Source organism: Sphingomonas immobilis (genome assembly GCF_030580995.1).
In the GTDB taxonomy this organism is placed as follows: domain Bacteria; phylum Pseudomonadota; class Alphaproteobacteria; order Sphingomonadales; family Sphingomonadaceae; genus Sphingomonas; species Sphingomonas immobilis.
The window spans coordinates 158,975-180,716 of the sequence record NZ_JAUQSZ010000002.1 but is presented as its reverse complement, the minus strand read 5'-3'; the positions used below and the strand labels follow the sequence as shown (position 1 = coordinate 180,716).

Genomic DNA, 21,742 nt, shown 5'->3' with positions numbered 1-21,742 from the left:
CGTGCGATGACCGTTCACCTTCACGAAGAAGACCTGCCGGAAGGCGTGTTCGCCCCCGGCGCCGATATCGCCGTCGATACCGAGACGATGGGGCTGATCACGCCGCGCGACCGGCTGTGCCTCGTCCAGCTTTCCGATGGCGGGCCCGACGAGCATCTCGTCCGCTTCGGCCCCGACAGCGATTATGCCGCGCCGAACCTGCGTGCCCTGCTAACCGATCCGGCCCGCGTGAAGCTCTATCATTTCGCCCGCTTCGATCTCGCGGCGATCAGCCATTACCTCCGCGTGACCGCCGCGCCGGTCTATTGCACCAAGATCGCCTCGCGGCTGGTGCGGACCTATACCGACCGCCACGGCCTGAAGGAGCTGGTGCGCGAACTGCTCGGCCAGGACATTTCCAAGGCGCAGCAATCGTCCGACTGGGGCGGGCCGGTGCTGTCCGAGGCGCAGAAGGATTATGCCGCGTCCGACGTGCGTTACCTCCATGCGATGCGCGAGGAGCTCGACCGCCGGCTGGCGCGCGAGGGCCGCACCGCGCTGGCGCAGGCGTGTTTCGACTTCCTGCCGACACGCGCCGAACTCGACATCGCCGGCTGGCCCGAGATCGATATCTTCGCGCATGTTTGAAGGAACGCTTCCGGCACGGTCGGCGCGGCAGATCTGGGCCGCGCCGGGGAGCAGCCACGATCGACTCGTGGCCTTCGCCCGAATCGTGTTGCCGATCGGCGTCGGCGTGCTCGGCGCGTTCCTCGTCGTCATGCCGCTCGTCAGCGGCACCGAAATGAGCTTCCTGCTCGACAAGAACAAGGTCGAGGTCGCGAAGGAACGCCTGCGCCTGCAGAGCGCGACCTATCGCGGCGCGGACGGCAAGGGCCAGCCCTTCACGCTGACGGCCGGGTCGGCGGTGCAGAAAAGCGCGGCGGTGCCGATCGTGCAGATCAGCCAGCTTGCCGCCAACATCCAGCTGACCGATGGCCCGGCAAAGATCGTCGCCCCCCAGGGCCGCTACGACATGAAGACGCAGCAGGTCGCGGTCGTCGGCCCGGTGCGCGTCGATGCGGCGGGCGGATACCGGCTCGATACCGAAAATTCGACGATCGACCTCAAGACGCGCAAGCTGCAGAGCGGCGGTGCCGTCACCGGCACGGTGCCGCAGGGCAATTTCAGCGCGAATCAGCTCAGCGCCGATCTCGAATCGCATATCGTCCGGCTGGATGGCCGTGCCCGCTTGCGGATCGTCCCGCGAAAGACGAGATAGGGCCGCTATGCGCCAGATCGCCCTTCCCGTCCTGCTTCTGCTGAGCGCCGTCCCTGCGGCCGCGCAGACGGCGCACAATTCGGCCGCGCCGATCGACTTCGGCGCCGATCATATCGAGCTGCAGGACAAGGCCAATCGCGCGATCCTGACGGGCAGCGTCTCGGTCCGCCAGGCGGAGATGACGCTCAACGCCGCGCGCATGACGGTGGCCTATACCGGCCAGGTCGTGAACGGCGCACCGCAGGTCAGCCGGCTCGACGCGGCGGGCGGCGTGACGGTGACGCAGCCGGACAAGACCGCGCGCAGCCAGTATGCCGTCTATGATCTCAACAAGCGGCTTATCACCATGCTCGGCGCGGTGACGCTCACGCAGAGCGGCAACACCGTCAACGGCGGACGGCTGACGATCAACCTCGATACCGGCCGCGCGGTGATCGACGGCGCTGCGGTCGGCGGTGGCGGCAGCACTGGCGTCACCAGCAGGAGCGGCCGCGTGACGGGCACCTTCTCGGTCCCCAAGCGCAACTAGCACCCCCGTTTCCGGCGAGTTTTCCGCGCGTTCCACCGCGCGCGGCTTCACAGAAACGCCGCGATCGGGCATAGCCATGCACGAAGCCTGCCAATTCGGGGTCCGGTAACCTTTCGGTAACCCTAAACTGCGAAATCGGGACCCGAGATGAGCGACACGATCGACCTTCAAACCGCCCCGGCCATCGCCGAACAGCCCGTCAATCGCGGGCTGTCGGTCGTGTCGATCGCGAAATCTTACGACAAGCGAGTCGTGCTGACCGACGTTTCGGTCAGCGTCGGGCGCGGTGAGGTGATCGGCCTGCTCGGCCCCAACGGTGCCGGCAAGACTACGTGCTTCTATTCGGTGATGGGGCTGGTGAAGCCCGATTCGGGCCGCATCATGCTCGACGGCGACGATATCACCGGCCTGCCGATGTATCGCCGCGCGATCCTTGGCCTCGGCTATCTGCCGCAGGAAACGTCGATCTTCCGCGGGCTGACGGTCGAGAAGAACATTCTGACCGTGCTCGAACTGGCCGTTCCCGACGCCGACCAGCGGCAGGCGCGGCTCAATCAATTGCTCGACGAATTCGGCCTGACGCGGCTGCGCGATGCCCCTGCGATGGCTCTGTCAGGCGGCGAGCGCCGCCGCGCCGAGATCGCGCGCGCGCTCGCGGCCGATCCGTCGATCATGCTGCTCGACGAGCCGTTCGCGGGCATCGACCCGATCTCGATCGCCGACATCCGCGATCTGGTCGGCGAGCTCAAGAAGCGCGGCATCGGCGTGCTCATCACCGACCATAACGTGCGCGAGACGCTCGAGATCGTCGACCGCGCGTACATCATCTACGACGGCCGCGTGCTGTTCACCGGCAGCCCGTCCGAACTCGTCGCCGACGCCAACGTGCGCCGCCTGTACCTGGGCGAGGGCTTCTCGCTCTGAGCCCATGCGTACCGCCCTTCCCTTCCGTCATCCCAGCGAAAGCTGGGATCTTCCGGTAACGAAGCGCCCGCTTGCCGCACGAGACCCCAGCTTTCGCTGGGGTGATGCGGGATCATGAGTCTCGCTCCCCGCCTCGATCTGCGGCAGTCGCAATCGCTGGTGATGACGCCGCAGCTGCAGCAGGCGATCCGCCTGCTCGCGCTGTCGAACCTCGAAGTCGAGGGCTTCATCGCCGAGGAGATCGAGAAGAACCCCCTGCTCGAATCGAGCGCCGCGGAAGATGACGGCCCGGTCGTCGAGCGCGACGCCCCCGAACCCGCCCGCGACGAGCCGGCCTCCGCCGACGAATTGCTGATGGGCGGCGCGGACTCGGGCGAGGCGTCGCTCGACGTCGATTTCACGTCCGAGACCTTCCACCACGACAGCGCCGCCGATTCGGGCGGAGCGGGAATGGACGGCGCCCTCGGCCTGAACGGCGCGTCGAGCGGCGGCGCAGGCGGCGAGGACGCGCCCGATCTCGATAGCTTCGCCAGCGCCGACATCAGCCTTGCCGATCACCTGCTCGCGCAGGCCGGCACCGCAGTCGACGGGGCGGATCACTTCATCGCCGCGCATCTGATCGACCAGATCGACGAGTGCGGATATCTCACGGTGCCGCTGCTCGAGATCGCCAACCGGCTCGGCGTGCCGCTCGCGCGGATCGAGGGCGTGTTGGGCATCATCCAGACCTTCGACCCGACCGGCGTCGGCGCGCGTGATCTGGCCGAGTGCCTGGCGATACAGGCGAAAGACGCCGATCGCTACGATCCGTGCATGGCGCGGCTGATCGACAATCTCGACCTGCTCGCGCGCGGCGACCTCGGCCGGCTGCGGCGGCTGTGCCATGTCGATGACGAAGACCTGGCCGACATGATCCGCGAGCTGCGCGCATACGATCCCAAGCCCGGTTGCCGCTACGGCGGCGAAGCGGCGCAATCGGTCGTGCCGGACCTGTTCATCGCCCGGCGCAAGGATGGCTGGGGCATCGAGATCAACGCGGCGACGCTGCCGCGCGTGCTGGTCAACCGCAATTACTATGTCGAGCTGAACGCGGCGGGGGGCGACCGCGCGTCGAAGGCGTGGCTGTCGGACATGCTCGCCTCCGCCAACTGGCTGGTGAAGGCGCTCGATCAGCGCCAGCGCACGATCATCAAGGTCGCGACCGAGATCGTGAAGCAGCAGGAGGCGTTTTTCCTCCACGGCGTCGCGCATCTCAAGCCGATGACGCTGCGGCAGGTGGCCGATGCGATCGAGATGCACGAATCGACCGTCAGCCGCGTGACGAGCAACAAATATCTGAGCTGCGCGCGCGGGCTGTACGAGCTCAAATATTTCTTCACGAGCGCGATCCAGTCGGCCGATGGCGGGGATGCGGTGTCGGCCAACGCGGTAAAGGCGGCGTTGAAGGCGCTGATCGCGGTGGAGGGCGACAAGATCCTGTCCGACGACACGTTGGTCGAACTGCTCAATGCCAAGGGCTTCGACATTGCCCGCCGCACCGTCGCCAAGTACCGGGAAGCGCTCGGAATCGGATCCTCGGTGCAACGCCGGAGGGCGCGGGCGCTGGAGGGTGCATGAAACGAATAGCGCTTAGCCTCGGCCTGCTGATCGCGGGCACCGCGCAGGCCACGCCGATCGACCCCGAGGATGCGCGCGACCAGCAGCGCCCGGTCGCGACCGTTGTGGCGCGTACCAATTTCCTGCGCGGCGATATCGCGGGTTGCCCGTCGGCCGCGCCGAAATGCGTGCGGAAGGGCTATCTGCTCAGCGGTGATCCGGTGCTGCTCGGCAAGACGCAAGGGGGCTATCGCGAGGTGTCGTTCACCGGGCCGAAGGGCACGCTGAGCGAAGGTTTCGTGCCCGTAGCGGCGATCAAACCTTGGACCGCGCCTGCTGTCTGGACCGGCCACTGGGTCCGCGACGAGGGCGAGATCGATATCCGCCCCGGCAAGCGCACGGGCACCTACGCGGTCGACGGCGAGGCGACCTACGGGATGCACGATCCCGACCGGGTGAAGCGCGGCGGCGTCAACATCGGCAATATCGACGGCGAGGGCGTGCCCGCGAACGGCCTGCTGCGCGGCGGCGACGAGAAGGCGGACTATGAATGCGCCTGGTCGCTCAAGCTCGCCGGGCCGTACCTGATCGCCGCCGACAACGGCATGTGCGGCGGCATGAACGTGCGCTTCAACGGCTTCTACCGTCGCGCGGGAGCCCCGGCGAAGAAACGCTAATAGGCGAGGCTCGGATACCAGTCTGTCCCGCGCCCGGCGGGGATGGTGTCGAGCACGTTCCACAATACCGTCATGTCGGGCGCGCCGCGCGGATCCTCGCCCGGATCCTGCGTGCCGCCGAGTTCGCCGCCCCAGAAGCGGCGGATGACGCCCTCGTCGCGGGTGAAGACGTTGTAGCCGGGATTGTCGCCGCTTTCCGTCCAGCTTCCCATATCGCGGCCGAACGCGCCGGTCGTGTCGGTATAGAGCTTCAGATTGCGCCAGCCACGCTCCAGCTTGAAGGCGATCAGCCGCTCGATCGGCGCGCGCGCCACCACGGCGAGGCCGGTGCGCTGCAGGATGTCGGCGGCATTGCCGTCCAGCGGGCCGAGGAAGGCGGTACACATCGGGCACGGCCGCACGCGCTCGGGCCCGAACATGAAGGTGTAGACGACGAGCGAATCGTGATCGCCGAACAGCTCCTCGAAGCCGACCGGGCCGTTCTCGCCGATGAAGTCGTAATCGTTGCGGATGACCGGGCCCGGCGGCAGCGCGCGGCGCTGCGCGGCGACACGCTCGATATGGCGGCGCAGCTCGATCTCCTCGGTGAGCAGATCGCGGCGCGCGGCGCTGTATTCGGGGCTTTCACCGGCGAAGGGCGTGCGTCGCGCGGCAAGATCGGCGGCGGGTTCCGGCTCCAGATCGGCCATCTCAGTCGTCCTCGTCCTCATATCCATGCAGCATCAACGCACGAGCCTTGATCTGGTGCATCTGGCACCAGTGGACGAGCGCCTCCTCGCGGCCGTGCGTGACCCAGACCTCCTTCGGGGCGATTTCGAGCAGCGTTGACGTCAGTTCGTCCCAGTCGGCGTGATCGGAGAGGATCAGCGGCAGCTCGACGCCGCGCTGCACCGCGCGCTGACGCACCCGCATCCACCCGCTCGCCATCGCCGTGATCGGATCGGGCAGCCGCCGCGACCAGCGATCCTGCAGCGCAGAGGGCGGCGCGATGACGATACGTCCGGCCAGCTCGGCCTTGCTGGCCTCGGTGGCGGGGCGGAGCTCGCCCAGCATGACGCCATGATCGGCGTAGAGATCGCACAGCCGCTGCAGCGCGCCGTGGATGTAGATCGGATCGTCGAACCCGCGTGCGCGCAATTCGGCGATCACACGCTGCGCCTTGCCGAGCGCATAGGCGCCGACCAGCACGCAGCGCGTCGGGTTGGCGCGCAAGGCGGCGGTGAGCTTGTCGATCTCGTCGCCGGTCTCCGGGTGGCGGAAGACGGGCAGGCCGAAGGTCGCCTCTGTGACGAACACGTCGCACGGCGTCGGCTCGAACGGTGCGCAGGTCGGGTCGGGCCGGCGCTTGTAATCGCCCGAGACGATGATGGTCTCGCCGCGATGTTCGAGCACGATCTGCGCCGAGCCGAGCACGTGGCCGGCGGGCACGAAGCGCGCGTATACGTCTCCGAAGGCCAGCGCCTCACCGTAGGCGACCGGCGTGCCGCTCTGCGGGCCGTAGCGGACGCCCATGATCGCCAGCGTCTCGGGCGTCGCCCACACCGCGCCGTGCCCGCCGCGCGCGTGATCGGCATGGCCGTGCGTGACCAGCGCACGCGGCTGCGGCGACGAGGGATCGATCCACACGTCCCCCGGCTTCACGTAGATGCCGCCGGGTTGCGGATCGATCCAGTCGCCGAGCTTCACCATCGTGCTTATATGGTTGGGATGACCGGCGGTTCCCAGAATAAGCGGCTACGATCTTTCAATCCTCCCCCGCAAGGAGGAGGTGGCCCGCGTAGCGTGATGGAGGGGGCGGACGGCGGTGCCCTCTCAAGAGTTTCGCTGACCGCCCCCTCCGTCGCCTTCGGCGCCACCTCCCCCTGGCGGGGGAGGATTGTTTGACGCCACTCCCCCAACCCCTCAGCGACTGGTTCGCCACCAAGGGCTGGTCTCCCCGCCGCCACCAGCTCGATATGCTGGAAGTCGCGCGCGCCGGGCGGCACGGGCTGCTCGTCGCGACGACGGGCGCGGGCAAGACGCTGGCGGGGTTCCTGCCCTCCCTCGCCGAGCTGATCGAGCAGCCGAGCGAGGGCCTGCACACGCTCTACGTCTCGCCGCTAAAGGCTTTGGCGGTCGATGTACGGCGCAACCTGCTCACCCCGGTCGAGGAGATGGGCCTGGATATCCGCATCGAGACGCGCACCGGTGACACCTCCTCCGACAAGAAGGCGCGGCAGCGCATCAAGCCGCCGCAGATCCTGCTGACGACGCCAGAATCGCTCAGCCTTTTGCTGTCCTATCCCGACAGTTTCACGATGTTCGAGGGGTTGCGGACAATCGTGGTCGACGAGGTTCACGCTTTCGCCACCGGCAAGCGTGGCGACCTGCTGTCGTTGTGCATGGCGCGGCTGCAGCGGATCGCGCCGAGGCTGCGGCGAGTCGCGCTGTCCGCCACCGTCGCGGACCCCGATGCCTATCGCGCCTGGCTCGCGCCCGATGGCGATATCGAGGAGGTCGCGCTGGTACAGGGCGAGCCCGGTGCGCCGCCCAACGTCGCCATCGTCCTGCCCCAGGGGCGCGTGCCCTGGGCGGGCCATTCGGGGCGCTACGCCGCCGAACAGGTGATGGCGGAGATCGCCGCGCATCGCACCACCATCGTCTTCTGCAACACGCGCAGCCTGGCCGAGCTGATCTTTCAGGATCTGTGGAAGGCGAATGCGGGAAACCTGCCGATCGGCGTCCACCACGGCTCGCTCAGCCTGGAGGCGCGGCAGAAGGTGGAAGGGGCGATGGCGGCGGGGCAGCTCCGCGCTCTGGTCGCCACTGCCAGTCTAGACCTCGGCGTCGACTGGGGTGACGTCGATTGCGTCATCCAGATGGGGGCGCCCAAGGGATCGTCGCGGCTGCTGCAGCGGATCGGGCGATCGAATCACCGGCTCGACGAACCATCCGAGGCGCTGATCGTGCCGGGCAACCGCTTCGAATATCTCGAGGCGCGCGCCGCGCTCGACGCGGTCGAGCGTGGTGAGTTGGACCCGGACCTGTTCCGCATGGGCTCTCTCGACGTGCTGGCGCAGCATCTGATGGCCTGTGCGTGCGCGGCTCCCTTCCACCGTGACGCCATGCTCGACGAGGTGCGCTCCGCGCTCCCCTATTCGGCGCTGCCCGACGCCACCTTCGACGCGGTGCTCGGCTTCATCCGCGACGGCGGCTATGCCTTGCGCGCCTACGACAAGTTCCGGCGGCTGACCGAGGAGGACGGCACGTGGCGCGTCAGCCACCCGAAGTTCGTGGCGCAGCACCGGCTCAATGCCGGCATCATCGTCGAGGCGACGATGCTGACGGTGCGCTTCAAGAACGGCCGTTCGCTCGGCAAGGTCGAGGAGGGGTTCGCCGCGACGCTGTCGCCCGGCGACACCTTCTTCTTCGCGGGCCTCAGCCTGGAGGTGATCGCGATGGACACCGAGGATCTGCTGGTCCGCGCCACGTCGCGGCCCGCGCGCATCCCGACCTATGGCGGCGCGCGCATGCCGCTGTCGACCAATCTTGCCGACCGCGTGCGCGGCTTCCTCGCCGATCCCGGCCAGTGGCATCGCTTCCCCGACGACGTGCGCGAATGGCTGGAGGTGCAGGCCAAGCGCTCGGTCCTGCCTGCCCCCGGTCAGTTGCTGGTCGAGACGTTTCCGCACGAGAACCGGCACTATATGGTCGCCTACAGTTTCGAGGGGTGGAATGCGCACCAATCGCTCGGCATGCTGATCACGCGGCGGATGGAGACGCGCGGGCTGAAGCCGCTCGGTTTCGTGTCGAACGACTATGCCTTCGCCGCCTATTCGCTGGAGCCCGTCACCGATCCCGCCGCGCTGTTCTCGCCCGATATCCTGGAGGACGAATTCGTCGAGTGGGTGGAAAATTCGTCGCTGCTTAAGCGCGCCTTTCGCGAGGTCGCGGTGATCGGCGGCCTCGTCGAGCGCCAGATTCCGGGCAAGCGCAAGACCGGCCGGCAAGTGACCTTCTCGACCGACCTGATCTACGACGTGCTTCGCAAGTACGAGCCCGGCCATCTGCTGCTGCAGGCCGCCTGGGCCGATGCGCGCGCGCGGATGACCGATGTCGGCCGCCTCGCCGATCTGCTCGACCGGGCGGCGGGGACGATGCTGCACATCGACCTGCCGCGCGTCTCGCCGCTCGCCGTACCGGTGCTGACGCTGATCGGGCGCGAGCGCGTGGCGCAGGGGCTGGTTGACGACGCGCTGCTGATCGAGGCGGAGGCGCTGGCGGCGGACGCGATGCGGCTGGACTGAAGCAAACCGTTCGGGCTTAGCCTGTTTAAGCCCTGCCCTTTCTTTGTGCCAAGAAGGACAGCCCTTCGACTTCGCTCAGGGCGAACGGAGGTTTAGAGTCGCGCCGCGCGACTTTCGTAGTGCTTGTGAAGGGGCCGGAACGGGCGTAGCCTGCGGTGATGGAGTGGATGCTTGCCTGTGCCGCGCCGTTGCTCGCGCTCGCCGCGCCCGTACCTGCGCAAGAACCGCTCGCTCCTGAAGCGCCCGTCACCGCCGCGGAGCTGATCGCGTTCGGCAATGAGGCTGGGCGGATGACCGTGCCGGTGCAGATCGCCGATGCCGGCCCCTACCGCTTCATCGTCGATACGGGGGCAGAGCGTACCGTCATCGCGCGCGAATTGGCGTCGCTGCTGCGGCTGTCGGCCGGGGCGACGATCCGCATGACGAGCATGGCCGACGTGCGGCGCGTCGAGACTGTCGTCATCCCGCGCATCGGCGTCGGGCCACTCGGCGGCGAGCGGATCGAAGCGCCTGCGCTTGGTTTCCGCAACCTTGGCGCGCCCGGGATGCTCGGCATCGACGCGCTGCAGGGCCATGTGGTCACCATCGATTTCGATCGGCAGGAGATGACCGTCCTGCCGTCGGTCAAGCGCAAGCACACGCCGATCGCCGCACCGGGCGAGATCGTCGTGCGCGCGCGCGACGTGTTCGGCCAACTCGTCGTCACCGACGCCAGTTACCGCGAGCGCCGCGTGCGCGTGGTGATCGACACCGGATCGGCCGTGACGATGGGCAATGCCGCGCTGCGCCGCCTCGTCGCGGGGCGGCCGCGCGGGCTGCAGGCGATCTCGCTCACGTCGGTGACGGGATCGGAGCTGGCGGCGGACTATACCCAGATCGAGCAGGTCAAGATCGGCGAGGCGACGATCCAGAACCTGCCGGTCGCTTTCGCCGAGGCACCGCCGTTCGCGCGTTTCGGCCTGTCGGACCGGCCCGCGTTGATGCTGGGCATGGACGCGTTGCGGCTGTTTCGGCGGGTGAAGATCGATTTCGCCAACCGCGAGTTGCGGTTGCTGTTGCCGCGGGAGGCGATGCGGGCGGGGGCTTTGGTGTTGGCTTCCAAATAACGCCACGCCGTCAGTCGCAGCAAAGCTGCGCCTTGTGGCGCGGCTTTGCTGCGCTGGCCGTGCTTGTTGGCGTGTGCGCCGACACGGCGCATCTCGCCAACTGCGCATTGGTGGGCTCGCCGGGATTCGAACCCGGGACCTACAGATTAAAAGTCCGTTGCTCTACCGACTGAGCTACGAGCCCACGCAAGGCAGCGGCGTTAGGAGCGCAGGCGCGCCCGGTCAACCTTGTGCCCAACCTTGCGTGCCCGCGCGGCGAGTTGGCGAACGCTCAGCCCGGAGAGCGGATCGCGCCAGTCCGGGGCGATCCTGAGCAGCGGATCGAGCACGAAGCGCCGCTTTCGGAACTGCGGATGCGGGATCGTCAGCGTGCGGTCCCAATACGGCCCCGCGCTCCACAGCACGATATCGAGATCGAGCACGCGCGCGCCCCAGCGCACGCCGGGCCGCCGCCCGAAATCGCGCTCGATCGCCTTCAGCGCGCGCAGCAGCGCAGGCGGATCGAGCATTGTCTCGAACAGGATCACCGCGTTCGCGAAGCGCCGCCGCGACGGCCCCAGCGGGGGCGAGGCGATGACCGGCGACGACGCGGTCACGCGCCCTACTTCGCTCAGGAAAATTCGCGCATCCTGCACCTGAGTCACGGGCGGGCCGTAGCGGCCCCAGCGGTTCGACCCGATCGCGATGGCGTAGCTTGTTCTCGGCACGCCCCCCGCCTACCCCGCTGGCGTGTTTGTCCCAAGCCCCCTTCCCGATACCGAGCCGCCGCACGATTGCCCGCGCTGCCCCCACCTGGTCGATCTGCGCGAGACACTGCGCGTCGAGCAGCCCGATTGGTGGAACGCGCCCGTCAACGCCTTCGGTGACCCGCAGGCGTGGCTCGCCATCGTCGGCCTCGCGCCGGGCAAGCACGGCGCGAACCGCACCGGCCGGCCCTTCACCGGCGATCATGCCGGCGGCCTGCTGTTCGATACGCTCGCGAAGTTCGGGCTGGCGACGGGCACTTACGAGGGCCGCGCCGACGATACGCTGCGGCTGGAGGGCGCGATCATCATCAATGCGGTGAAATGCCTGCCGCCCGACAACAAGCCGAGCCCGGCGGAGATCCACGCCTGCCGCCCGTTCCTCGCCGCGCAGGCGGCGGCGCTACCCAACGCGCGCGTCTATGTCGCGCTCGGCCAGATCGCGCATCAGTCGGCGGTGAAGATCCTCGGCGGGCGGTTGCCCAAGGCACGCTTCGCGCATCTCGCCGAGCACCGCGTACCGCGCGGGCAGGTGCTGATCGACAGCTATCACTGCTCGCGGTACAATCAGAATACCGGCCGCCTGACCGCGGAAATGTTCGAAGCGGTGTTCGCGCGGGCGGTGGAAGTGCAGCGCGAACTGGAAGGAACGCCCTGATGCCGCCGATCGTCGTCATCCAACCCGAAGTCGACCAGCCGCACCGATAGGTTGAAAGAGAAAACGCGGGGGAGAGCGCCACGCTCGATCCCCCGCGCTATCGTTTCGCCGGTGCCGGTTTTACCGGCGGCTTTCCACTCCTGGACGTTTTGTTTTAGAACGGCGCCACGATGCGGCCGTATCTACGCCGAACCGCAAACAAAAAAAAGGCCGGTCAGAGACCGGCCGTGAAAGTTTTAGGAGAGGATGCCTGAAAGGCACAGTCGTTGTGCATCGCAACACGAATGCTCGCAAGTGCAAAAATTGCATCCATTGTTACGCAAACAGAAACCTGTTCGATTTCTGCGCGACGCCACCGATCAGATATCCTGGACCAGACGGCCGTACAGTTCTGGCCGACGATCGCGGAAAAAACCGAATGCCGCGCGGTGGCGCTTCACAAGGTCGAGATCGAGTCGCGCGGTCAGCACGCCGGTTTCCTGCGCGCCGAATTCCGCCAGCATGTCGCCGCGCTCGTCGCAGATGAAGCTGTGGCCGTAGAAGGTCTGGCCATGCTCGGTGCCGATGCGGTTTGCGGCTATTACCGGCACGACATTGGACACCGCGTGCCCCACCATCGCCCGCCGCCATAGCCGCGACGTATCGAGATCGGCGTCGTGCGGCTCGCTGCCGATCGCGGTGGGGTAGAACAGCACCTCCGCGCCCATCAGCATCATCGCGCGCGCGGTTTCAGGATACCATTGGTCCCAGCAGACGCCGACGCCGAGCGTAGCCTGCGGCCCTGGCCAGACCCTGAAACCGGTATTGCCGGGGCGGAAATAGAATTTCTCCTCATAGCCCGGCCCGTCGGGAATGTGGCTCTTGCGGTAGACGCCCATCACGCCGCCGTCGGGGCCGATCATCGCCAGCGAATTATAATGGTGCGGGCCGTCCGCCTCGAAGAAGCTGGTCGGGATGTAGACTTTCAGCTCCGCCGCGAGCTTCTGCATCGCCAGCACCGCCTTGTGCTCCGCTGTCGGCTTCGCAGTGGCGAAAAGGCCCTCATCCTCGACACGGCAGAAATATTCGCCCTCGAACAATTCGGGCGGCAGGATCACCTGCGCGCCCTTGCCTGCCGCCTCGCGCACGAGATCGGAGACATGGGCGATATTGGCGTCCATATCGTTGCTGAACGCGAGTTGCAGGGCGGCGACGGTGATTTCGGTCATGCCGCCCCATATCGTGTTTTCCGGGAGCGTTTCAAACGCACAAAAGAGGCACATGCATGGAAAGATTGTTCGAGGCGGTCGCGCAGAAGGTCGCGAGCTGGGCGGGGCGCCCGCCCGCGTTCGTCCTAGCGCTGGCGACCGTGATCGTCTGGGGCGTGACCGGGCCGATCTTCAAATATTCGGACACCTGGCAGCTCGTCATCAACACCGGCACGACAATCGTCACCTTCCTGATGGTGTTCCTGATTCAGAATGCGCAGAATCGCGACGCATCGGCGATGCAGGCCAAGCTCGACGAGCTGATCCGCGCGCTCGACGGCCCGCGCGACGATTTCGTCGGCATCGAACATCTGACCCAGAACGAACTCGAACGAATCAAGAAGAAGATCGAGGATTCGTGCGGCGGCGGCAACGACCACGAATCGATCGAGCGGCTGATTGAACGGCTCTAGTCGAGGCGCGGAAGGCACTTCCGCGGCGTTGCGCGCAGCGCACGGCTGAGCCCGGCCGGCGTTGCGAAGCAACGACCGACGACGCGGCTTTGCCGCGTCGCGCTCACGCCGGGACTTGCTGCGAGATACAGTGGAAGCTGCCGCCCCCCGTCAGGATCGCATCCGCCCGCAGGCCCACCGCCTCACGCCCCAGAAACAGCGCCTGCACCGCCGCCACCGCCGCATCGTCATTGGGTGCGCCGTAAAGCGGCACGACGACTGCGGCATTGCCGATGTAGAAGTTCATGTAGCTCGCCGGCACGATCTCCTCATCACGCATCACGCGGCCGGGGGAGGGGATGCGGACGAGCTGGAGACCTGCCGCTTCCGCCGCGATCGCCGCGCGCTGATACACCAGCCAGTTGGGATCGTTGTCGGCCGCTTCCGGGATCGCCAGCACGCCCGGCGCGACGAAGCGCGCGAGGTTGTCGACATGCCCGTCGGTATGATCGTGCAACAGCCCGTCACCGAGCCAGAGAATCTCATGGAAGCCCAGATCGGCCCGCAACCGCGCCTCGATATCGGCGCGCGACAGGTGCGGGTTGCGGTTGGGGTTGAGCAGGCATTGCTCGGTCGTGACGACGCGGCCCGTCCCATCGCCGTCGATCGCACCGCCTTCGAGGATCCAATCGCACGTTTCGACCGGCAGCTTCTTCCGCCGCGCCAGCCGCACGCCGATATCGTCGTCGCCTTCGAGATCGTATTTGCCACCCCAGCCGTTGAAGCCGAAGTCGCGCGCCGTCCCGTCGTTCATCACGATCGGCCCGGTGTCGCGCAGCCAGATGTCGCCGAACGACTCGACCACCACGCGGGCAGCGTCTCCCACGCGCGTCATCGCCGCGCGCGCCGCCTCGTCATCAGCGGCGACGAGCACCACCTGCTCGCCCTTGCCGCCGGCATGGACCGCGCGTGCGAAAGCGGCGACCTCGGCACGGGCGGGCTCGAGATCCTCGACCCACAGGTCGGCATGGCTCGGAAAGCCGATCCACACCGCCTTGTGCGGCGCCCATTCGGCGGGAGGGAGAGCCGGCATCGTTATTTGGCCTCCGCCCGGCTGGCGTCACGCACGGCGCGGAATTCGGCGGTCTTGTACCAGTTCGGCCATGCCCCGCTGTCGCCGAGCTGCCGTCCGAGCTGATAGTAGAGGCTCAGATCCTGCACGGCACCGTCCCAGTTCCACTTGGGATCATATTCGTCCTGCGGCTTGTGATAGCGATTGGCGATGTAATCGAGCGTTGCGGCATGGCCAGCAGCCTCGCCACCTATGACCAGATCCTCGCCCGCGCCACCGTCGAGCATCGGCACACCGAGTTTGGCGAAGCTGAAATGATCCGAGCGATAATAGCTGCCGCGCTCCGGGTTGGGCTCCGGCTCGATCACGCGGCCCTGCGCAGCAGCGAGCGGCTTGATGAGGTCTTCGAGTTCGGACTTGCCCGCGCCGGTCACGACGAAATCCTTCGTCTTTCCCGACACGTCGAGCACATCCATGTTGACCCCGCCGACCGTCTGCCCGAGCGGATAGACCGGATGTTCGGCGTAATAGCGCGAGCCGAGCAAGCCCGATTCCTCCGCCGTCACCGCCATGAACACCGTCGTCCGCTTCGCCGGCCCGGCCTTGCCGTACATCTCCGCGAGCGCGACGAGGCCCGCGACGCCGGTCGCGTTGTCGCGCGCGCCGTTGCAGATGCCGTCGCCCTTCACCGCGTCGCAGTGGCCAAGATGATCCCAATGCGCGGTGTAGAGAACATAGTCGTTCGGCGCGGCGCTGCCCGGCAGGATGCCTATGACATTCTTCGACGCCTGGCGCTTGATCGTGTTGTCGAACGAGACCGACGCCTTGACGCCAAGCGGCACGGCCTTGAAGCCCTTTTGCTTCGCGGCGGCGCTCAGCGCATCGAAATCCTGGCCGGCACTGGCGAACAGTTCCTTGGCCTTGGCGAGCTGCATCCAGCCGGCCGCAGCACTCTGGTCGGCATGGTCGCCCTTTTCGTCGAGCTCGAGCTTCGGCCCCGCATTGCTCGACTGGACGACGCCCCAGCCGTAGGCGGCAGGCTCGGTATCGTGGACGATGATCGCCGCCGCCGCGCCCTGCCGCGCGGCCTCCTCGTATTTGTAGGTCCAGCGGCCGTAATAGGTCATCGCCTTGCCTTCGAAGAGGCCGGTGCGCTCCGGGCTCTGCCAGTCGGGATCGTTCACGAGGATGACGACGGTCTTCCCCTTCACGTCGAGCCCGGCATAGTCGTTCCACCCTCGCTCGGGCGCGTTGATGCCGTAGCCGACGAAGACGACATCGCTGTCCTTCACCGCGATCTTCGGCGTTACGCGGAAGGTCCACACCACCATGTCGCTGCGATAGGCCATGCTGACCGGCGCCTTGCCGCCCGTGAAGCTGAGCGGCGAGACGTTCTGCGCGGTGATCTCGACCAGCGGCACGGGCTGGAACCAACCGTCCTTGCCCGGCTTCAGTCCGGCCGCCTTGAAGCGCTCGACGATGTACGCGACCGTCTTGTCCTCGGCGGGTGTCGTGGGCTTGCGGCCCTCGTAAGCGTCCGAAGACAGCGTCTGCGTCACATCCTTCAGCGTCTGGACCGGGACGGCGGGCGCGTCCTTCGCGGCGGCCGCGCTGGCCGAAAGGAGCGAGGCGAGGAGCAGGAAATGGCGCATGGCAGTCCTATCGGTCGAAATCGGCGCCGTTCTGACAGTAGGCGCGGGAAGTCGCAACCGGACTGCGGCACATCCATGCCTCCGGCTTCCCTTTGGCGAAACCGCGCCTATCGTGAAGCCTGAACAAGAACGGGGGGAAAATGTCGAAGCGAATGATCGCGGTGCTGCTGGCGTGCGCGCCGGCCGCGCCGCTCCATGCGGCGAGCGACGCGGCGACGCGATTCGGCGCGCGCGAGAATGTCGGGCAGATCAGTCTCTCGCCCGACGGCAAGCATGTTGCCGTGATCGGCCCGACCAAGGGGGCCGGTAGCGCGGTTTTCGTCGCCTCGCTGGAGACCGGCGACCTCAAGCCGGTGCTGACGGTGGATGCCGCGCTGCAACGCCTGACCGATTGCCACTGGACGACCAACACGCGGCTCGTGTGCCGCGCCTACACGATCAACAATACCAGCGTTGTCGGGCTGCTGGGTTACACGCGGCTGGTCGCGGTCGATGCCGATGGCAAGAACCAGCAACAGCTCAGCCTTCGAAAGACCGATCGGGCGCTCGGTTTTGCACTTGGCGGTGGCGATATCATCGACTGGCAGGCCGATTCGGCGAACGGCAGCGTGCTGATGGCACGCGCTTATGTAGCTGAAACGAACACCGGCAGCCTCGCCGCTTCGACGCGACAGGGCTACGGGGTCGACCGGGTCGACACCGTGACGTTGAAGCGCACCACCGTGGAGCCGCCACGCGACGGCGCGATCGCCTATATCACCGACGGCCGTGGCAATGTCCGCATCATGGAAACGCGCGGCACCGACAATGACGGATATCGTGGAAACACGATCCGCGTGCTCTATCGGACCAAAGGCAACCGCGATTGGCGCCTGCTCAACACCATCACGATCTCGGGCAGCGTCTCGACGGGGTTTGAGCCGGTTGCCATCGATTCCGACCGCGACGTCGTCTACGGCTTCGATTCCGTTGGCGGATTTCAGACGCTGGTGGCCATGTCGCTCGACGGATCGATGAAGCGCGAGACGGTGCTGGCAAAGCCGGGCGCCGATGTCGATACCTTGGTACAGGTCGGCCGGCAGAACCGCGTCGTCGGCGCGGGCTTCGCGACCGATCGCCGCGAAACGCACTATTTCGATCCCCAGTTCAAGGCTCTCGCCACTGCGCTCGCCAAGGCGATTCCCGGCTTGCCGCTGGTCAATATCGTCGATGCGAGCGCCGACGAGAGCAAGCTGCTGCTGTTCGCGGGCAGCGATATCGATCCCGGCCGCTATTATCTGTTCGACAAGGCGACACGCCATCTCGGCGAGGTGCTGCCGCAGCGACCACAACTCGCGGAGATCAAGCTCGCGACCGTCAAGCCGGTCAGTATCCCCGGCGCCGACGGCACCGCGATCCCCGCGTATCTCACGCTGCCTCCGGGCAGCGACGGCAAGGGGCTGCCCGCGATCGTCATGCCGCATGGCGGGCCCGACGCGCGCGACGAATGGGGTTTCGATTGGCTGGCGCAATTCTTCGCCAACCGCGGCTATGCCGTGTTGCAGCCCAATTTCCGCGGATCGACGGGTTATGGCTCGGCCTTTTTCAAGGACAATGGCTTCAAATCATGGCCGACCGCGATCGGCGACGTAAACGACAGCGGGCGCTGGCTGATCAAACAGGGCATCGCAAGCTCCGACAAGCTCGCGATCGTCGGCTGGTCCTATGGTGGCTATGCGGCGCTCCAGTCGGGCGTGGTCGATCCCGCGCTGTTCAAGGCGATCGTCGCGGTGGCCCCCGTCACCGATCTCGAAAGCCTACGCGGCGAATTCACCGATTTCACGAGTTTCCCGCAAGTCGACGCCCAGATCGGGCGCGGCCCCCATGTCGTGGCAGGATCCCCGGCGCAACGTGCGCAACGCATCACCGCCCCCGTCCTGTTGTTCCACGGCGATGGCGACCGCAACGTCAGCGTCAACGAATCCCGGCTGATGGCGTCGCGCCTGCGGGCGGCGAACAAGAAGGTCGAACTGATCGAGTATCATAATCTCGACCACCAGCTCGACGACAGCGACGTTCGCGCCGCCATGCTCGACAGGATGGACGGGTTCCTGCGCACCACGATGGGGATGCCGCCGGCGCCATGAGACGAAAAAGGGCGGCCCGTGAGGACCGCCCTTTTCTGTTTCGGAAGTGTCGCGGATCAGCGCGAATAGAATTCCACGACCAGGTTCGGTTCCATCTTCACCGGATAGGGAACCTCGTCGAGCGTCGGCACGCGGGTGAAGGTGATCTTGGCGGTGCCGTCGGGCGCGACGTAATCGGGGATCTCGCGCTCGGCCAAGGCCTGCGCTTCCATCACCAGCGCCATTTCCTGCGCCTTCGAACCCAGCGTGATCTCGTCGCCGACGAAGCAGCGGCGCGACGCGATGTTGCACTTCACGCCGTTGACCTTGATGTGGCCGTGCGAAACGAGCTGACGCGCGGCGAACACGGTCGGCGCGAACTTGGCGCGGTACACGATCATGTCCAGACGCTGCTCGAGCAGGCCGATCAGGTTCTGGCTGGTATCGCCCTTCATGCGCGCAGCTTCATGATAGCAAGCGCGGAACTGCTTCTCGGTGACGTCGCCGTAATAGCCCTTGAGCTTCTGCTTGGCGCGCAGCTGCAGGCCGAAGTCGGAGACCTTGCCCTTGCGGCGCTGGCCGTGCTGGCCGGGGCCGTATTCGCGCTTGTTGACGGGGCTCTTGGGGCGACCCCAGATATTCTCGCCCATGCGGCGATCGAGCTTGTACTTGGCGCTGGAGCGCTTCGACATGATATTTCCTTCGTTCAAATGCCAACAACAAGACCAGAGCAGCCCAAAGAGACCATTCCGATCGATACCCGGTCATCGCGCTGTCTCATTTCGAGGACAGGGCCACCGCTTCACCGGGGTGCGGGGCCATTTGCGAAGGCGGGCGGTTAGCGGGGGGCCAGCCGAGAGTCAAGCTATTGACGGGGCCCCGCTAACCCTCTCACCCTCGCGCGTACACGTAAGGATGCACAAACACCGCCATGCAGCTTGTCATCGTCGAATCGCCCGCCAAGGCGAAGACCATCGAGAAATATCTGGGTTCCGATTACCGCGTACTGGCAAGCTACGGCCATGTCCGCGATCTGCCCGCCAAGGACGGCTCGGTGAACCCCGACGAGGGTTTCGCGATGGAATGGGAGAATTACGCCGACAAGCAGAAGCAGCTCAAGGCGATCACCGACCTCGCCAAGACCGCCGACCGTCTGATCCTCGCGACCGATCCCGACCGCGAGGGCGAGGCGATTTCGTGGCATGTGCAGGAGGTACTCCGCAACCGCCGCGCGCTTCCCAAGGACGTGCAGCGCGTCACCTTCAACGCCATCACCAAGGCGACGGTGACGGAGGCGATGAAGCACCCGCGCGAGCTCGATACCGATCTGATCGATGCCTATCGGGCGCGGCGGGCGCTCGATTACCTCGTCGGCTTCACGCTTTCGCCAGTGCTGTGGCGCAAGCTGCCCGGCGCAAAGTCGGCGGGGCGCGTACAGTCGGTCGCGCTGCGGCTGATCGTCGAGCGTGAGCGCGAGATCGAGGCGTTCCGCTCTCAGGAATATTGGTCGATTACGGCGCAGATGGAGCAGGACGGCACGCCCTTCACCGCGCGCCTGACCAAATGGAATGGCGAGAAACTCGACCGCCTGTCGATCGGCGCGGAGGGCGCTGCGTTGAAGGCCAAGGCCGACGTCGAGGCCGGGCATTTCACCGTCCAGTCGGTCGAGACCAAGCCCGCCACGCGCAACCCGCCACCGCCCTTCACCACCTCGACCCTGCAGCAGGAGGCGGCGCGGAAACTCGGCTTCTCGGCCGATCACACGATGCGGATCGCGCAAGGCCTCTACGAGGATGGCGCGATCACCTATATGCGGACCGACGGCGTGCAGATGGACGGCAGCGCCATCTCGGCCGCGCGCCTCGCAGTCGCGAACCGCTATGACGCCAGCTATGTGCCCGACAAGCCGCGCGTCTATACAAGCAAGGCGAAGAACGCGCAGGAAGCGCACGAGGCGATCCGCCCGACCGATTTCGCCAAGGACAAGGCTGGCTCCGGCGACCACGGCCGCCTCTACGAGCTGATCTGGAAGCGCGCGCTCGCCAGCCAGATGGCGTCGGCGCGGATGGAGCGCACCACGGTCGAACTGGCCGAGGGCACCGGTCGCACCGCGTTGCGCGCGACCGGGCAGGTCGTGCTCTTCCCCGGCTATCTCGCGCTCTACGAAGAGGGCACCGACGACAGCCAGGACGAGGACGCCCGCCGCCTGCCACGCATGCGTGAGGGCGATGCGCCCGCCAAGAAGTCGGTCGATGCCGAGCAGCATTTCACCCAGCCGCCGCCGCGCTTCTCCGAAGCCAGCCTCGTCAAGCGGCTCGAGGAACTGGGGATCGGGCGTCCGTCGACCTATGCGTCGATCATCAAGACGCTGAAGGACCGCAACTACGTCCGCACCGAGAAGAACCGCTTCTTCGCGGAGGAAAGCGGGCGGTTGGTGACGGCCTTCCTCGAACGTTTCTTCGAACGCTATGTCGGCTATGATTTCACCGCCGGCCTCGAGGACGAGCTCGACGAGGTTTCCGGCGGCCGCGCCGAGTGGCAGAAGGTGCTTGAGGACTTCTGGAAGGACTTCAAGCCGCGCACCACCGAGGTGATGGAGCAGAAGCCCTCCGAGGTGACGGCAGCGCTCGACAAGTTCCTCGAACCCTATCTCTTTCCCCCCAAGGCGGACGGCGGCGACGCGCGGCTGTGCCCGACCTGCGGCGTGGGGCAGCTTTCGTTGCGCGGGGGCAAGTTCGGCGCGTTCATCGCCTGCTCCAATTACCCCGACTGCAAATATACCCGCCGCTTCGGCCAGGGCGGCGCGGAGGCTGAGGCCGGGGCGAACGACAACGAAACGCTCGGCAACGATCCCGACACCGGACTGCCGATCGAGCGCAAGTCGGGGCGGTTCGGCCCCTATATCCAACTCGGCGAGGGCAAGGAGGCCAAGCGCGCCTCGATCCCGAAGGACATTCCCGAGCTCGATCTGGAATGGGCGATCAAGCTGCTGAGCCTGCCACGCACGATCGGTACGCATCCCGAGAGCGGCAATCCGATCACGGCGGCGATCGGGCGCTACGGGCCGTATCTGCTCCACGACGGCAAGTACGCGCGCCTGTCCTTGACGGCGGACGTGTTCGAGACGGGCATGAATGCGGCGGTGGTGAAGCTCGCCGAGGCGGCGGCGGGCGGCGGACGTCCGCAGCGGGGGGCGCAGGCGCCGCTCAAGGTGCTGGGCAAGCATCCGCGCACCGAGGCGGAGATCAAGCTGATGGAGGGGCGTTACGGCGCGTACGTCACCGATGGCGAGACCAATGCGACGCTGCCGAAGTCGATCGAGAAGGATGCGCTCACGCTCGAGGAAGCGGCGCAACTGATCGACGCACGCGCGGCGGCTGCGCCGGCGAAGAAGGGCAAGAAGAAAGCTCCGGCCAAGAAACCGGCGGCGAAGAAGGCGGCACCAAAAAAGGCGCCCGCGAAGGCAAAGAAGGCAGCGGCGGCGGAATAGTCCGTCG

At 66.6% G+C, this 21,742-nt stretch carries 19 protein-coding genes and 1 tRNA gene; 12 read left to right on the top strand and 8 right to left on the bottom strand.

Annotated features, from left to right (window positions below; genetic code table 11):
• Window positions 1-6 precede the first annotated feature (6 nt).
• From Q5H94_RS03875 to Q5H94_RS03850, 6 genes are all read left to right on the top strand, one after another.
• Window positions 7-627 carry a ribonuclease D gene (locus tag Q5H94_RS03875; protein WP_304559911.1) on the top strand — a complete coding sequence of 207 codons (621 nt, stop codon included), beginning with the start codon at window positions 7-9 and terminating at the stop codon, window positions 625-627.
• Window positions 620-1,258, top strand: a complete 639-nt coding sequence (lptC, locus tag Q5H94_RS03870; RefSeq protein WP_304559910.1) for an LPS export ABC transporter periplasmic protein LptC — start codon at window positions 620-622, stop codon at window positions 1,256-1,258. Before Q5H94_RS03875 ends, lptC begins: the two co-directional genes overlap by 8 nt.
• A gap of 7 nt (window positions 1,259-1,265) precedes the next feature.
• Complete coding sequence (locus tag Q5H94_RS03865) at window positions 1,266-1,787, top strand: LptA/OstA family protein (RefSeq protein WP_304559909.1); 522 nt, start codon at window positions 1,266-1,268, stop codon at window positions 1,785-1,787.
• A gap of 147 nt (window positions 1,788-1,934) precedes the next feature.
• A complete protein-coding gene (gene lptB / locus Q5H94_RS03860) occupies window positions 1,935-2,711 on the top strand; it encodes an LPS export ABC transporter ATP-binding protein (protein WP_304559908.1) in 777 nt (258 codons plus the stop codon).
• A gap of 114 nt (window positions 2,712-2,825) precedes the next feature.
• On the top strand, window positions 2,826-4,328 hold the full coding sequence (gene rpoN, locus Q5H94_RS03855; RefSeq protein WP_304559907.1) for an RNA polymerase factor sigma-54: 1,503 nt from the start codon (window positions 2,826-2,828) through the stop codon (window positions 4,326-4,328).
• The gene (locus Q5H94_RS03850; protein WP_304559906.1) at window positions 4,325-4,984 is read left to right on the top strand and encodes a hypothetical protein; all 660 of its coding nucleotides are present in this window, start codon (window positions 4,325-4,327) and stop codon (window positions 4,982-4,984) included. Before rpoN ends, Q5H94_RS03850 begins: the two co-directional genes overlap by 4 nt.
• Here Q5H94_RS03850 and Q5H94_RS03845 read toward each other — a convergent pair.
• Together Q5H94_RS03845 and Q5H94_RS03840 are read right to left on the bottom strand one after the other, a co-directional pair.
• Entirely contained in the window at window positions 4,981-5,673 is a 693-nt protein-coding gene (locus Q5H94_RS03845; protein WP_304559905.1) for a DUF899 family protein, read from the bottom strand. The genes Q5H94_RS03850 and Q5H94_RS03845 overlap by 4 nt on opposite strands.
• Window position 5,674: 1 nt before the next feature.
• The gene (locus Q5H94_RS03840; RefSeq protein ID WP_304559904.1) at window positions 5,675-6,673 is read right to left on the bottom strand and encodes a ligase-associated DNA damage response exonuclease; all 999 of its coding nucleotides are present in this window, start codon (window positions 6,671-6,673) and stop codon (window positions 5,675-5,677) included.
• 191 nt (window positions 6,674-6,864) lie between these two features.
• On the opposite strand from Q5H94_RS03840, the gene Q5H94_RS03835 reads away from it, so the two are divergent.
• Together Q5H94_RS03835 and Q5H94_RS03830 are read left to right on the top strand one after the other, a co-directional pair.
• Complete coding sequence (locus tag Q5H94_RS03835) at window positions 6,865-9,270, top strand: ligase-associated DNA damage response DEXH box helicase (RefSeq protein WP_304559903.1); 2,406 nt, start codon at window positions 6,865-6,867, stop codon at window positions 9,268-9,270.
• 158 nt (window positions 9,271-9,428) lie between these two features.
• Entirely contained in the window at window positions 9,429-10,376 is a 948-nt protein-coding gene (locus Q5H94_RS03830; protein WP_304559902.1) for an aspartyl protease family protein, read from the top strand.
• A 108-nt stretch (window positions 10,377-10,484) separates the two neighbouring features.
• Here Q5H94_RS03830 and Q5H94_RS03825 read toward each other — a convergent pair.
• Window positions 10,485-10,560 (bottom strand) — tRNA-Lys (locus Q5H94_RS03825).
• Window positions 10,561-10,576: 16 nt separating this feature from the next.
• Window positions 10,577-11,083 carry a 2-amino-4-hydroxy-6-hydroxymethyldihydropteridine diphosphokinase gene (gene folK / locus Q5H94_RS03820; protein WP_304559901.1) on the bottom strand — a complete coding sequence of 169 codons (507 nt, stop codon included), beginning with the start codon at window positions 11,081-11,083 and terminating at the stop codon, window positions 10,577-10,579.
• Window positions 11,084-11,105: 22 nt separating this feature from the next.
• Between folK and Q5H94_RS03815 the strand changes: the two genes are divergently transcribed.
• Window positions 11,106-11,777, top strand: a complete 672-nt coding sequence (locus tag Q5H94_RS03815) for a uracil-DNA glycosylase (RefSeq protein WP_304559900.1) — start codon at window positions 11,106-11,108, stop codon at window positions 11,775-11,777.
• 359 nt (window positions 11,778-12,136) lie between these two features.
• Here the strand turns inward: Q5H94_RS03815 and aguB are convergent, their stop codons facing one another.
• Entirely contained in the window at window positions 12,137-12,985 is an 849-nt protein-coding gene (gene aguB, locus Q5H94_RS03810; RefSeq protein WP_304559899.1) for an N-carbamoylputrescine amidase, read from the bottom strand.
• Between the two features lie 56 nt (window positions 12,986-13,041).
• On the opposite strand from aguB, the gene Q5H94_RS03805 reads away from it, so the two are divergent.
• Window positions 13,042-13,437, top strand: a complete 396-nt coding sequence (locus tag Q5H94_RS03805) for a low affinity iron permease family protein (protein WP_304559898.1) — start codon at window positions 13,042-13,044, stop codon at window positions 13,435-13,437.
• Window positions 13,438-13,540: 103 nt separating this feature from the next.
• Here the strand turns inward: Q5H94_RS03805 and Q5H94_RS03800 are convergent, their stop codons facing one another.
• Both Q5H94_RS03800 and Q5H94_RS03795 read right to left on the bottom strand, forming a co-directional pair.
• The gene (locus Q5H94_RS03800) at window positions 13,541-14,509 is read right to left on the bottom strand and encodes an agmatine deiminase family protein (protein ID WP_304559897.1); all 969 of its coding nucleotides are present in this window, start codon (window positions 14,507-14,509) and stop codon (window positions 13,541-13,543) included.
• Window positions 14,510-14,511: 2 nt separating this feature from the next.
• On the bottom strand, window positions 14,512-16,140 hold the full coding sequence (locus tag Q5H94_RS03795) for a M28 family metallopeptidase (protein WP_304559896.1): 1,629 nt from the start codon (window positions 16,138-16,140) through the stop codon (window positions 14,512-14,514).
• A 140-nt stretch (window positions 16,141-16,280) separates the two neighbouring features.
• Between Q5H94_RS03795 and Q5H94_RS03790 the strand changes: the two genes are divergently transcribed.
• Complete coding sequence (locus Q5H94_RS03790; protein WP_304559895.1) at window positions 16,281-18,266, top strand: alpha/beta hydrolase family protein; 1,986 nt, start codon at window positions 16,281-16,283, stop codon at window positions 18,264-18,266.
• A 56-nt stretch (window positions 18,267-18,322) separates the two neighbouring features.
• On the opposite strand, the gene rpsD is transcribed toward Q5H94_RS03790, so the two are convergent.
• Entirely contained in the window at window positions 18,323-18,937 is a 615-nt protein-coding gene (rpsD, locus tag Q5H94_RS03785; protein WP_304559894.1) for a 30S ribosomal protein S4, read from the bottom strand.
• Between the two features lie 239 nt (window positions 18,938-19,176).
• Between rpsD and topA the strand changes: the two genes are divergently transcribed.
• Window positions 19,177-21,735, top strand: a complete 2,559-nt coding sequence (gene topA / locus Q5H94_RS03780) for a type I DNA topoisomerase (protein WP_304559893.1) — start codon at window positions 19,177-19,179, stop codon at window positions 21,733-21,735.
• The last annotated feature ends 7 nt before the right edge of the window (window positions 21,736-21,742 follow it).